This is a genomic window from Mycobacterium colombiense, assembly GCF_003284975.1.
GTDB lineage: Bacteria > Actinomycetota > Actinomycetes > Mycobacteriales > Mycobacteriaceae > Mycobacterium > Mycobacterium europaeum_A.
On the sequence record NZ_QMEU01000125.1, the window covers coordinates 1 to 11,512 of the forward strand.

At 69.1% G+C, this 11,512-nt stretch carries 13 protein-coding genes and 1 pseudogene; 9 read left to right on the forward strand and 5 right to left on the reverse strand.

Translation table 11 applies throughout. The features are described from left to right. The 3 genes and pseudogenes from DQP58_RS23480 to ribD all read left to right on the forward strand — a co-directional run. A pseudogene (locus tag DQP58_RS23480) lies at positions 1–448 on the forward strand (rRNA cytosine-C5-methyltransferase); the annotation flags it as partial. A 110-nt stretch (positions 449–558) separates the two neighbouring features. After that, a complete protein-coding gene (gene rpe / locus DQP58_RS23485; protein WP_430916579.1) occupies positions 559–1,248 on the forward strand; it encodes a ribulose-phosphate 3-epimerase in 690 nt (229 codons plus the stop codon). Beyond that, complete coding sequence (ribD, locus tag DQP58_RS23490; protein ID WP_112710555.1) at positions 1,245–2,270, forward strand: bifunctional diaminohydroxyphosphoribosylaminopyrimidine deaminase/5-amino-6-(5-phosphoribosylamino)uracil reductase RibD; 1,026 nt, start codon at positions 1,245–1,247, stop codon at positions 2,268–2,270. Before rpe ends, ribD begins: the two co-directional genes overlap by 4 nt. Here the strand turns inward: ribD and DQP58_RS23495 are convergent. Together DQP58_RS23495 and DQP58_RS23500 are read right to left on the reverse strand one after the other, a co-directional pair. Beyond that, positions 2,267–3,847: an MFS transporter gene (locus DQP58_RS23495; RefSeq protein ID WP_112710556.1), complete on the reverse strand. Its 1,581-nt coding sequence runs from the start codon at positions 3,845–3,847 to the stop codon at positions 2,267–2,269. The genes ribD and DQP58_RS23495 overlap by 4 nt on opposite strands. Then, the gene (locus DQP58_RS23500) at positions 3,844–4,551 is read right to left on the reverse strand and encodes an LppX_LprAFG lipoprotein (protein ID WP_112710557.1); all 708 of its coding nucleotides are present in this window, start codon (positions 4,549–4,551) and stop codon (positions 3,844–3,846) included. Before DQP58_RS23500 ends, DQP58_RS23495 begins: the two co-directional genes overlap by 4 nt. Positions 4,552–4,669: 118 nt before the next feature. Here DQP58_RS23500 and DQP58_RS23505 point away from each other — a divergent pair, with 118 nt between their 5' ends. Further along, positions 4,670–5,269 (forward strand): riboflavin synthase, encoded by a 600-nt coding sequence (locus DQP58_RS23505; protein ID WP_066860165.1) that lies wholly within the window; start codon positions 4,670–4,672, stop codon positions 5,267–5,269. On the opposite strand, the gene DQP58_RS23510 is transcribed toward DQP58_RS23505, so the two are convergent. Then, positions 5,232–6,182, reverse strand: coding sequence for a TIGR03619 family F420-dependent LLM class oxidoreductase (locus tag DQP58_RS23510; RefSeq protein ID WP_240630086.1), 951 nt, complete (start codon positions 6,180–6,182; stop codon positions 5,232–5,234). The two genes, DQP58_RS23505 and DQP58_RS23510, sit on opposite strands and share 38 nt — an antisense overlap. An 86-nt stretch (positions 6,183–6,268) precedes the next feature. Beyond that, positions 6,269–6,892 carry an NADPH-dependent F420 reductase gene (locus DQP58_RS23515; RefSeq protein ID WP_112710558.1) on the reverse strand — a complete coding sequence of 208 codons (624 nt, stop codon included), beginning with the start codon at positions 6,890–6,892 and terminating at the stop codon, positions 6,269–6,271. A gap of 98 nt (positions 6,893–6,990) precedes the next feature. Between DQP58_RS23515 and DQP58_RS23520 the strand changes: the two genes are divergently transcribed. The 5 genes from DQP58_RS23520 (at position 6,991) to DQP58_RS23545 (ending at position 10,949) form a co-directional block, all read left to right on the forward strand. Beyond that, a complete protein-coding gene (locus DQP58_RS23520; RefSeq protein ID WP_112710562.1) occupies positions 6,991–7,473 on the forward strand; it encodes a MarR family winged helix-turn-helix transcriptional regulator in 483 nt (160 codons plus the stop codon). Positions 7,474–7,952: 479 nt separating this feature from the next. Continuing rightward, complete coding sequence (locus DQP58_RS23530; protein ID WP_112710563.1) at positions 7,953–9,230, forward strand: bifunctional 3,4-dihydroxy-2-butanone-4-phosphate synthase/GTP cyclohydrolase II; 1,278 nt, start codon at positions 7,953–7,955, stop codon at positions 9,228–9,230. Between the two features lie 73 nt (positions 9,231–9,303). After that, on the forward strand, positions 9,304–9,786 hold the full coding sequence (gene ribH / locus DQP58_RS23535) for a 6,7-dimethyl-8-ribityllumazine synthase (RefSeq protein ID WP_112710564.1): 483 nt from the start codon (positions 9,304–9,306) through the stop codon (positions 9,784–9,786). Further along, the gene (locus tag DQP58_RS23540) at positions 9,783–10,253 is read left to right on the forward strand and encodes a PH domain-containing protein (protein ID WP_066879900.1); all 471 of its coding nucleotides are present in this window, start codon (positions 9,783–9,785) and stop codon (positions 10,251–10,253) included. The genes ribH and DQP58_RS23540 overlap by 4 nt, the downstream gene beginning before the upstream one ends. Before the next feature lie 18 nt (positions 10,254–10,271). Then, on the forward strand, positions 10,272–10,949 hold the full coding sequence (locus DQP58_RS23545; protein ID WP_112710560.1) for a hypothetical protein: 678 nt from the start codon (positions 10,272–10,274) through the stop codon (positions 10,947–10,949). A 61-nt stretch (positions 10,950–11,010) separates the two neighbouring features. Here the strand turns inward: DQP58_RS23545 and DQP58_RS23550 are convergent, their stop codons facing one another. Then, positions 11,011–11,349 (reverse strand): hemophore-related protein, encoded by a 339-nt coding sequence (locus DQP58_RS23550; RefSeq protein WP_065074765.1) that lies wholly within the window; start codon positions 11,347–11,349, stop codon positions 11,011–11,013. Between the last annotated feature and the right edge of the window lie 163 nt (positions 11,350–11,512).

Here is an 11,512-nt window from a genome sequence, read left to right on the forward strand (position 1 = left end):
CACCCGCGGCCTACCGGTCGACGTGCTGCGGGTCGACGGGCGGCATACCGATCTCGAGCCGACCTTCGATCGCGTGATCGTCGACGCCCCCTGTACCGGCCTGGGGGCGCTGCGCCGCCGCCCGGAGGCCCGGTGGCGGCGTCAGCCCGCCGACGTGCCGACGCTCACCAAGCTGCAGCGCGAGCTGCTGGGGGCGGCGATCGCGCTGACCCGCCCGGGCGGCGTGGTGCTCTACGCCACCTGCTCGCCACACCTGGCCGAAACCGTCGGCGTGGTCGCAGACACGCTGCGCCGCCACCCGGTGACCGCGCTGGACACCCGGCCGTTGTTCGACCCCTTGGACAGGGGGCCGGTCGACCTGGGCGACGGGCCGCACGTCCAGCTCTGGCCGCATCGGCACGGCACGGACGCGATGTTCGCGGCCGCGCTGCGCCGCGAAGCGGGGTAGCGGGGACGCGACACGAGATGGACACTGTCGCGGCAGCGTTGCGCCGCGAGGCGGGGTAGCGGGACGCGCCGGATGTGAAGCGGGCCGCGCGGCTCAGTAGTCTGGCGCTCATGCCTCGCAACATCGCGGGACCTTTGATCGCGCCGTCGATCCTTGCCGCTGACTTTTCCCGGCTCGCCGACGAAGCCGCCGCCGTGATTGGCGCCGACTGGCTGCACGTCGACGTGATGGACAACCACTTCGTGCCGAACCTGACCCTCGGGCTGCCGGTGGTCGAGAGCCTGCTGGCCGCCACCACCATCCCGATGGACTGCCATCTGATGATCGAGGACCCGGACCGCTGGGCGCCTCCCTACGCCGAGGCGGGGGCGTACAACGTCACCTTCCACGCCGAGGCCACCCAGAATCCGGTCGGCGTGGCCCGCGACATCCGCGCCGCCGGCGCCAAGGCGGGCATCAGCGTGAAGCCGGGGACCCCGCTGGAGCCCTACCTGGAGATCCTGCCGCAGTTCGACACCCTGCTCATCATGTCGGTGGAGCCCGGTTTCGGCGGCCAGAGCTTCATCCCCGAGGTGCTGAGCAAGGTGCGCACCGCGCGCAAGCTCATCGAGGCGGGGGAGTTGACCATCCTCGTCGAGATCGACGGCGGCATCAACGCCGACACCATCGAGCAGGCCGCCGAAAGCGGCGTCGATTGCTTCGTCGCCGGGTCTGCGGTGTACGGCGCCGAGGATCCGGAGGCCGCGATAGCGGCCTTGCGGCGCCAGGCGGCCGGCGCCTCCCCGCACCTGCGTCGATGACGGCGCCGGCGGGCGAGGGCCTTGACGGCGCAATGCGTTTGGCGATCGACCAGTCCAACCAGGTCAAGGGGACCACGTATCCGAACCCGCCCGTGGGGGCGGTCATCCTGGACGCCGGCGGTGAGGTCGTCGGCGTCGGGGCCACCGAACCCGCCGGCGGCGATCACGCCGAGATCCTGGCGCTGCGGCGGGCCGGCGAACTGGCGGCCGGCGGCACCGTCGTCGTCACCCTCGAGCCGTGCAACCACTACGGCAAAACCCCGCCCTGCGTCAACGCCCTACTGGACGCGAAGGTGGGCACCGTGGTGTACGCCGTCGCCGACCCCAACCCGGAGGCCGCCGGTGGGGCCGCCCGGCTCGAGCAGGCGGGCGTGACGGTGCGCTCCGGCGTACTGGCCGACGAGGTGACGGGCGGCCCGCTGCGCGAGTGGCTGCACAAGCAACGCACCGGGCTGCCGCACCTGACCTGGAAATACGCCGCCAGCGTCGACGGCCGCAGCGCGGCGGCGGACGGCTCCAGCCAATGGATCTCCAGCGAAGCCTCGCGGCTGGACCTGCATCGGCGCCGCGCGGCCGCCGACGCGATCGTGGTGGGCACCGGCACCGTGCTGGCCGATGACCCGGCGTTGACCGCCCGACTGCCCGACGGCTCACTGGCCGACCGGCAACCGCTGCGGGTGGTCGTGGGGATGCGTGAAATACCTTCGGAAGCAAAGGTTCTCAACGACGATTCGCGGACCATGCTGATCCGCACGCACGACCCCATGGAGGTGCTCAAGGCCGTCGCGGACCGCACCGACGTCCTGCTGGAAGGCGGCCCGACCCTCGCGGGTGCCTTCCTGCGGGCCGGGGTGGTGAACCGGATCCTGGCCTACGTCGCGCCGACCCTGCTGGGCGGTCCGGTCACCGCGGTCGACGACGTGGGGGTGGGCACGATCGCGCGGGCGCTGCGCTGGCATTTCGACGGCATTGACCGGGTGGGGCCCGACGTGGTGCTCAGCCTGGTGCCGCGCAGGGGCTAGCGCTCGCCCAACGAGACCGCTTGCGGCTCAGGGACTTCCGGCTCCTCGGCGTGCTCCTTGCGGCCGCCGATCAGCAGGCCCAGCAGCGCGCCGGCGATGCAGATCATGACAGTGGCCAAGAAGATGTCGCCGTACATCTGGGCGAAGGCTTTGAGGTACATGGTGCCCTGGGCGGCGATGCGCTCCAGCAACGTGGCGTTGGGCGGGATCGCGGCCGTCAGGCCCGCCACGATCTGGTTGAACCGGTACAGGCCCCACGCGCTGAGCGCGGCCACGCCGATCAGCATGCCGGTCATCCGGGCCACCACCACGGCCGCGGAGGCGATGCCGTGTTGGGCGGACGGCACCACGCGCAGTGCCGCGGAGGTCAGCGGCCCGATCACCAGCCCGAGGCCGACGCCGGCGACCAGCAGGTCGGCATGCAGCGCGGGCACGCTGAACACCCCGAAGAGGTTGTGCTTCTGGCTCATGACGTCCTGGCGCCAGAAGTGGATCAGCCAGTAGCCGTAGGCCGCGATGAGCAGGCCGACGAAGGTCATGATCCGGTCACCGACCCGGGTGGCGATCCACCCGCCCAGCACCGCCCCGATCGGCAGCGCAATCAAGAACCACAGCAGCAGCCCGGCGGCCTGCGTCTGGGATTGCCCCAGCACGCCCTGGCCGAACAGCTCCACGTCCACCAGCGTCACCATCAGCGCCGCACCGGCGAACAGCGAGGCGCCCAGCGCGGCCAGGAACGGCCGGAAGTGCACGCCCGCCGGCTCGATCAACCGGGTGCGCGCGAACCGCTCCCAGACCAGGAACAGCACCGCGACCACGACCGCGCCGATGACCAGCGGCAACCCGTAGCTGGGTAGGATCTGCTTGCCGTCGGGTTGCGGGTTGTACAGGCCGATCACGGCGAGACCCAGCGCGACCGCCAGCAGCACGCCGCCGACCAGGTCGACCTTTTCGGGTTCCTCCACCCGCTCGTGCGACGGCAGGCTGAACTGGATCATCACCATCGCGATCAGCGTCAGCGGGACGTTGATCCAGAACACGTAGCGCCAGTCGTGAAACAGAAAGACGATGAAGATCCCGTACAGCGGGCCCAGCACGCTGCCGAGTTCCTGCGCGGCGCCGATGCCGCCCAGCACGCCGGCGCGGTTGCGCTGCGCCCACAGGTCGGCGCCCAGGGCGAGGGTGACGGGCAGCAGCGCGCCGCTGGCCACGCCCTGAATCGTGCGGCCGCCCACCAAGAGATGGAAATCGCCCCAGTGACCGGCCAGTGCGGTGACCACCGAGCCGACGATGAACAGCGCCAGGCTGACCTGCAGCACCAGCTTGCGTCCGAACCGGTCGGAGGCCCGGCCCAGCAGCGGCATGGCGGCGATGTAGCCCAGCAGGTACATCGTGATGATCCAGGTGATGCGCTGCAGCTGGTTAATGGGGATGTGAACGTCGGTCATGATGTCGCGCATGATCGTCACGACGACGTAGGCGTCCAGGGCGCCCAGCAGGACCGCCAGGCTGCCCGCGCTGATCGCTACGCGGCGCCCGGCTTGGTGCCCGGTCGGGGCTTCGGTTGCTGCGGTCACGAGCTCACCGGGGGCTTGGTGACCTGAACCTGCTCGCCCCAGTTGGACAGGGTGATCTGGGCGGCGTTGCCCTCGCTCTTTTGCAGGTTGGCCTGGACCAGCTGGTGGTCACCGGACTCCTGGATCCACACCGTGCTCGGCACCGGCTGCGTCGCGTTGAACTGCGGCACGATCTTGTTCACCGCGTCCGCCGAGACGTTTCCGCTGATGCGAATGGTGTTCTGCCCGTTGACGTTGTCGCGACCCTCGGCCTTGGCGTTGCTGAAGTTGGCCAGCGCGTTGCCCAGCCCGCTGTCGGGGTTGAGCAATACCGAGACGTCGTAGACGTCGGCGGCCTTGCCGAAGTCGCTCCACTTGTTCGGGGTCAGCGTGGCGTACAGCGTCCCGTCGAGCACCACGAAGTTGGCGTCGATGTCGGACCCGCCCAGGGTGATGGTGGCGTTGCCGGACGCGGCGGTGGCCGGGGCCGTGGTGAGGTCACCGGTCAGCGTCTTGATGGGCAGGCCGGGGATCTTGCCCTGAACGCTGAGCGCGATGTGTGCGCTCTTCACGTTCTTGGTGGCGTCGGCCGACTGCTTGACCAGGGTCGTGGCGTCGGGAAGCGGTGCGCCGCTCTGCTTTGAGCCCGACGAGCAGCCGGCGATCAAGGCGGTGGCGAGGGTCAGGGATGCGATGACGGCCGATAGACGGCGGCGGGTCTGCATACTCTGCATCGTAAAGGGTGCCGGTGACTGCCCTGGTGAACGCGGGGTCCCGGTGTCGCCCAGCCGCCGGTGTTTGCCCTGCTCATACGCCTGGGAGTGGGCCAATTAGCCTAGGAGGATGTTTACCGGGATTGTCGAGGAACTCGGCGAGGTGACGGCTCGCGACGTCCTTTCCGACGCGGCGCGGCTGACCATCCGCGGCGCCGTCGTGACCGCCGACGCGGGCCACGGCGACTCGATCGCCGTCAACGGCGTCTGCCTGACCGTCGCCGAGCTGTTGCCCGGCGGTCAGTTCACCGCCGACGTGATGGCCGAATCGCTCAACCGGTCCAACCTGGGCGAATTGCAGGTCGGCAGCCGGGTGAACCTGGAGCGCGCCGCGGCCGTCAACAGCCGGCTGGGCGGGCACATCGTGCAGGGCCACGTCGACGGGACCGGGCGGATCGTGGCGCGGACCCCGTCCGAGCACTGGGAAGTGGTGCGGATCGAGATGCCCGCCGAGGTGGCCCGCTACGTCGTGGAGAAGGGCTCGATCACCGTCGACGGGATTTCGCTGACGGTGTCCGGGCTGGGCAGCGAGCCGGGGGACTGGTTTGAGGTCTCGCTGATTCCCACCACCCGGGAATTGACCACGTTGGGCAGCGCCCCGGTGGGTACGCCGGTGAACCTGGAAGTCGACGTCATCGCCAAATACGTCGAGCGGTTGATGACCCGCTGACCGGACTTGTCCCGCCGGCAGGCTCTCCGGCGGACCACCGGGTGATCACCTGGCCGGCGAAGTCGAGCATCTGGTCAAGACTGGGGAACACCGCGAAGGCATCCACGATCGCCTCGTCGGCACCGGAGCCGGCGAGGCGATCGAGCCGGTCGATAACAGCGGCGACGGACGTGCCCGGTTCGAGGTTGATCCGCATGGCCGTCTTCAGCGCGTCCGGATCGCGGCCGGCGTCGTGAGCCGCACGGCGCGCGATCGACCACAGGTGGTCGGTGACCTCGTCCTGCAGCCCCTCGACCCCGAGCCAGCCGGTGCCGCTGCGGCCGACCCGGCGCATCGCGGCCTCGCTGGCACCGCCGATCCAGATGGGCGGACCGCCGGCCTGGACCGGGCGCAGGTCGGCGTGGACCGGCGGCAGCGAGAAGAACTCGCTGTCCCAGGACACCGGGGTGGTCGTCCACCACTCACGCAGGAATGCCAGCAGGTCGTCGAGCATCCGTCCGCGCCGGTGCCAGTCCGCGCCACGGGCGATGTCGTGCTCGTCCTTCATCCACCCGATGCCCACGCCGACGTCGAGGCGGCCGTCGCTGAGCACGTCGAGCGTGGTCAGCAGCCGGGCCAGGTGCACCGGCTCGTAGTAGAACGTGCTGAGCGTGCTGGCGTTCAGCCGAACCCGGCTGGTCGCCGTCGCGGCGACCGTCCAGAGCAGCACCGGATCGAGGTAACGGGTCATCTGCGGCGGGTAGGGCTGCTCTTTGCCCGGATAGGTGCTGAGCATGTCGACCGGCGTGACCAGTCGATCGCCGACCCACAGCGTGTCGTAGCCGAGGTCCTCGAGTCCGCGGCAGAACGCGCTCAGGCCAGCGGCGCTGCTGATCGCGGGCCCGACGATGGGGAGTGCGAAACCAAGCTTCATTGGATCATCCTTTCGATGAGGTATCAACCATTACCGTGCTGCACGGCGCCTCGATGCGCTCGCGGCTGGACCGGCGGCGGTGGTGCTCAGCCGGGAACCGTGGCGCCGAGGGCGAAGTCGAAATTCCCGATCCCGTTGCGGGCCAGACCCATCACGACCAGGCCCGTTCCTTCCAGCCAGTGCGCCATGTCCAGGCCGCCGACGTCGAGCGGGCGCAGCTTCAGGCTCTCGATGAACTCCGCCACGCGCGCCTTGGCGGGCGCGTCGTCGCCGGCGATGAACACGTCGAGCGGCCGGCCCTGGGCCAGGACAACGCCGAAGACGGTGTTGAACGCCTTCACCACGCTGGCGCCGGCCGGGGCCGCCTTGGCGACTTCCCGTGCGACCGAGGTGCCATCGGGGATGGCCAGCCCGTCGGCCGCGGGGTTGAAGGGATTGCTGATGTCGACGATGACCTTGCCCGCGAGGGCGTCTCCGTACTGCTCGACGACCGGAACGACGTTGGCGTACAACACCGAAACGATGACGATGTCGCCGGCCGGAACGGCGCCGAACTCTCCGGTGGTGGCGCCGCCCCCGAGGGCCTTGGCCAGGTCGGTCGCCTTGGTCTGGTCGCGGCCGATGATCTCGACGCTGTTGCCGCCCGCTACCGCCAGCGCGCCGATGGCGCGGGCCATGTTCCCGGTGCCGATGATGCTGATGCTGCTCATGAGGTGTCCCGTCCTGACTTTCTAGGGAAAAGGTTGACTCGTCCACCTTATGGGGAATTTGATGACGCGTCAACCAAATGGCGGTAGCATGGCGATCGATGGAACCGAACTGGCTGAATCCCCGCGAAGACCGCGCCTGGCGGGCCTTCCAGCACGCGCATCATCAGCTCGACGTGCACCTGAACCGGGGCCTGCAGAAATCGGGCCTGTCGGGGGCCGATTACGAGATCCTGGCCGTGCTGTCGAGTCACGATGGGGATCGCATGCCCGCCCACGAGCTGTGCAACACGCTGGGCTGGGAGAAGAGCCGTGTCTCCCACCAGGTGCGACGGATGCAGAAGGACGGGCTGATCCGTCGGGAGCCCAACCCCGACGACGCCCGCAGCACCATGGTCTGCCTACTGCCGGCCGGCCGCGCCGCCATCGAGAAGGCGGCGCCCGCGCACGTCGAGGACGTCCGCCGGCACTTCATCGATCTGCTCAGTCCGGCCGAGCTCGACATGCTCGCCGCCCTCAACGAACGGGTCTTACGCCACCTGGCCGAAGGCGGCGACCCCTCGGCCGAAGCCACGCCGTCATGACTAGCGGCCTGCCTCGGGATCAGCTGGGTTGCTCGGCTGTTTACACCGGGCGCCAGTTGGGGCCTTCCCAGTAACCCCATGGTTCATGCCGGGATCCCAGACGATCTGGGCCCACGGGGCCCACGGTGGCGGCGGGGGCGGGCGGTCCCGCGACAAATATCGCGGCGGCGCCGGCGGCCAGGGACGGCGAAGATTGTGATCCCGGCAACGCTCACGAGGGTGCCGAGGTCCGCTCCGGACCCGGGACGCCGCGGGGATCCGCGGCGCCGAGATACGTGCGCGCTCATCGTAAGTGGTCAGGCGGTCGGTGGCGCAGGCCCGCTCGTCGGTGCAGCGTGATCCGAGGCCGTCCCGCTGATCAAACCGCGGCAATAACCGCGCGGTCGCCGTGGTTCATACTGAATGCAACACGTGGGCTTCTCGTGTGAGCCGTTTCGACAGTGTTCCCGCCGGGCAGCGGGGACGGCGAGGTAGCAAAGATGACGAGGTTGGACTCCGTCGAAAGGGCGGTTGCCGACATTGCGGCCGGCAAGGCCGTCATCGTCATCGACGACGAGGACCGCGAGAACGAGGGCGACCTGATCTTCGCCGCCGAGAAGGCGACGCCGGAGATGGTGGCCTTCATGGTGCGTTACACCTCGGGATACCTCTGTGTGCCGCTCGACGGCGAGATCTGCGACCGGCTGGGTCTGCTGCCGATGTACGCGGTGAACCAGGACAAGCACGGCACCGCCTACACCGTCACGGTCGACGCCAGACGGGGTGTGGGCACCGGGATTTCGGCCTCGGACCGGGCCACCACGATGCGCCTGCTCGCCGATCCCACCAGTGTCGCCGACGATTTCACCCGGCCCGGTCACGTGGTTCCGTTGCGCGCCAAGGACGGTGGCGTATTGCGCCGCCCGGGTCACACCGAGGCCGCCGTCGACCTGGCCCGGCTGGCCGGGCTCCAGCCCGCCGGCGCCATCTGCGAGATCGTCAGCCAGAAGGACGAAGGCGCGATGGCACAGACCGAGGAACTGCGGGTCTTCGCCGACGAACACGACCTCGCCATGATCACCATCGCCGACCTGATCGAGTGGCGACGCAAACACGAGAAGCACATCGCCCGGATCGCCGAGGCCCGGATACCGACCCGGCACGGCGAGTTTCGCGCCATCGGCTACGCCAGCATCTACGAAGAGGTCGAACACGTCGCGCTGGTGCGCGGGGACATCTCCGGGCCGAACTCCGACGGTGACGACGTGCTGGTGCGGGTGCACTCCGAATGCCTGACCGGTGACGTGTTCGGTTCGCGCCGCTGCGATTGCGGGCCGCAGCTGGACGCCGCGATGGCGATGGTCGCCCGCGAGGGACGCGGCATCGTGCTGTACATGCGCGGCCACGAGGGACGCGGCATCGGCCTGATGCACAAGCTGCAGGCTTATCAGCTGCAAGACGCCGGTGAGGACACCGTCGACGCCAACCTCAAGCTCGGATTGCCAGCCGACGCAAGGGATTACGGGATCGGCGCGCAGATCCTGGTAGATCTCGGGGTGCGCTCGATGCGGCTGCTGACCAACAACCCGGCCAAGCGGGTCGGGCTGGACGGGTACGGCCTGCACATCATCGAGCGGGTGCCGCTGCCGGTGCGCGCCAACGCGGAGAACATCCGTTACCTGATGACCAAACGGGACAAGATGGGCCACGACCTGGCCGGTCTGGACGACTTTCACGAATCCGTCCATCTGCCAGGCGAATTCGGTGGTGCTTTGTGAGCCGCGCCGGCGACGATGCAGAACGAAGTGATGCTGCGGGGGTACCGCCCGCTTGCGGGGGAGAGTGGCGCCGATGAGTCCTGCCGAGGGTGTGCCGGAGGTTGCGCCGCTCGATGCGTCCGGCCTGCGACTGGCCCTGGTTGCGAGCACCTGGCACAGCGAGATCTGCGACGCGCTGCTGGCGGGTGCCCGCAAGGTGGCCTCCGAATCGGGCATCGACGATCCGACGGTGGTCCGGGTGATCGGCGCCATCGAGATCCCGGTGGTCGCACAGGAACTCGCCCGCAACCACGATGCCGTCGTCGCAGTGGGCGTCGTGATCCGCGGGCAGACACCGCATTTCGAGTACGTCTGCGATGCGGTGACCCAGGGGCTGACCCGGGTATCGTTGGACACTTCCACGCCGGTGGCCAATGGTGTGCTCACCACCGACACCGAGCAGCAGGCCCTGGATCGGGCCGGCCTTCCGGAGTCGGCCGAGGACAAAGGGGCGCAAGCCACGCTGGCGGCCCTGACCACCGCGCTGACCCTGCGTGAGTTGCGCTCTCGGTCGTGACGTCGCCTCCGGACCGCGAGACCTGGGATGCGGTGCTGCGTCCCCACCGCACACCGTTATTCGCCTACGGGGCGGCGTTCGTGATCGCCGCGGCGCACATCGCGGTGGGCGTGCTGCTCAAGGTGGGCTCCACCGGGGTGGTCTTTCAGACCTCGGACCAGGTGGCGATCGCGGTGCTCGGTCTGGTCATCGCCGGCATCGTGTTGTTGTTCGCCCGCCCACGCCTGCGGATCGGGCCGGCCGGCGTCTCGGTGCGAAACTTGTTGGGTGACAAGCTGATCGAATGGCCGGACGTTGCCGGGGTGTCGTTTCCGGTGGGTCACCGCTGGGCGCGCGTCGACCTGCCCGACGACGAGTACATCCCGGTGATGGCCATCCAGGCCGTCGACAAGGGCCGGGCGGTGGCCGCCATGGACACCGTGCGCTCGCTGCTGGCACGCTATCGACCGGACCTGCAGACACACTGAGCGCTGTACCATCAGCCGATGGCACTTCAGGCACGGGTGGCCGCGGTCCTCGCAGTTGCCCTGCTGACGCTCAGCGGATGCAGCGCGGTGGTAGGGGGACGGGCGGTCCGGGCGTCCAGCCAGCCCGCGGCAACGCCGACCACGACGGTCAAACGCCCGCCGTCGCATGCCCAGGACCTGCTGCTGCACAGTGGCGATGACACGCCGCTCGGCGCGGCCGGTGCGATCCCGGTGGGCGACAACTACTTCACCAGCGCCCGGCCACCGGATTGCTCGGCCGCGCTGCTGTTCGAGGGCTCGCCGCTGCGACCCGCCGGCGCCTCGGACCACGCCGAATCGGCGTACCAGTTCAGCGATCAGGCGACATACGCCGAGTCGGTCGACATCTACGACAACGCGCTCGACCCCCGTCACGAGGTGGTGAGTGGTTTCATCTCCGTCGCCCAGTGCCGGCACGACGCCGTGGGCATCTCCCCATACGGCCAGGCGACGCCGATGCGGCTGAGCGGGTTCGCCACCCCATCGGAAGGAGTCCTGGTGTGGACGATGAACCAGCCGGCCTGGACCTGCGATTACGGGTTGGCCGTGCTGCCGCACGTGGCCCTGTTGCTGTCGGCCTGCAACAACGCCCCTGGATTCCCCATGGCGGATTGGGCGGCGAAGCGCCGGGCACAGGTCGACGGGCGCACCGCTTAGCCGCGGCGGCCCGCCGCCTGGTGATCTAACGCTGTGGTCGGGAAGCCCGAGCCGAAGGCACTCAGTACCGAGTGCAGTCCGTCATCATTTGCTGGAAAATGGGCAGGGCCTGCTGGGCCCCCTGGTTGTGCTCGATCGCGTGCAGCAAGTTCACCCGTTGATCCGGCGACGACGCCAGGTACTGCTGCAAGAACTGCTGGTTGGGCGGCGACTGGTCGAGGTACTGGGCGGCCATCGGGTTCTCCGCATGCACGGCCCGCATCGCCTGGTCGTAGCTACAGGTGGTGTGGATCATCGGACCGTAATCGGGATCGGCCGATGCGACCCCGGCACCAGCGGTCGACGCCAATGCCAGACCGCCCACCGTGACGGCCAGTTTGGCCAACGAGCGCTTCATCATTTACGGACTCCCTCCATTGCTCTGCCCCCACTCTAACGTTGAGCTAGAAGCTTGGTAGCCAGAACGGAAGCCGTCCAAACCGCCGCGACCGCCCGCGGGGCGCGTTACGGGTCGTCTACCTGCCCGGTTGCTCCTTCCTCGGTCGGGTGGCTCCAGCTGCTCG

What these genes read in the sequence shown, in the direction of transcription:
- DQP58_RS23530 (WP_112710563.1), top strand. Translation starts at nt 7,953, where the DNA reads ATGACGAGGTTGGACTCCGTCGAAAGGGCGGTTGCCGACATTGCGGCC.
- DQP58_RS23505 (WP_066860165.1), top strand. Translation starts at nt 4,670, where the DNA reads ATGTTTACCGGGATTGTCGAGGAACTCGGCGAGGTGACGGCTCGCGAC.
- ribH (WP_112710564.1), top strand. Translation starts at nt 9,304, where the DNA reads ATGAGTCCTGCCGAGGGTGTGCCGGAGGTTGCGCCGCTCGATGCGTCC.
- DQP58_RS23510 (WP_240630086.1), bottom strand. Translation starts at nt 6,182, where the DNA reads ATGAAGCTTGGTTTCGCACTCCCCATCGTCGGGCCCGCGATCAGCAGC.
- DQP58_RS23550 (WP_065074765.1), bottom strand. Translation starts at nt 11,349, where the DNA reads ATGATGAAGCGCTCGTTGGCCAAACTGGCCGTCACGGTGGGCGGTCTG.
- DQP58_RS23515 (WP_112710558.1), bottom strand. Translation starts at nt 6,892, where the DNA reads ATGAGCAGCATCAGCATCATCGGCACCGGGAACATGGCCCGCGCCATC.
- DQP58_RS23545 (WP_112710560.1), top strand. Translation starts at nt 10,272, where the DNA reads ATGGCACTTCAGGCACGGGTGGCCGCGGTCCTCGCAGTTGCCCTGCTG.
- DQP58_RS23500 (WP_112710557.1), bottom strand. Translation starts at nt 4,551, where the DNA reads ATGCAGACCCGCCGCCGTCTATCGGCCGTCATCGCATCCCTGACCCTC.
- rpe (WP_430916579.1), top strand. Translation starts at nt 559, where the DNA reads ATGCCTCGCAACATCGCGGGACCTTTGATCGCGCCGTCGATCCTTGCC.
- ribD (WP_112710555.1), top strand. Translation starts at nt 1,245, where the DNA reads ATGACGGCGCCGGCGGGCGAGGGCCTTGACGGCGCAATGCGTTTGGCG.
- DQP58_RS23520 (WP_112710562.1), top strand. Translation starts at nt 6,991, where the DNA reads ATGGAACCGAACTGGCTGAATCCCCGCGAAGACCGCGCCTGGCGGGCC.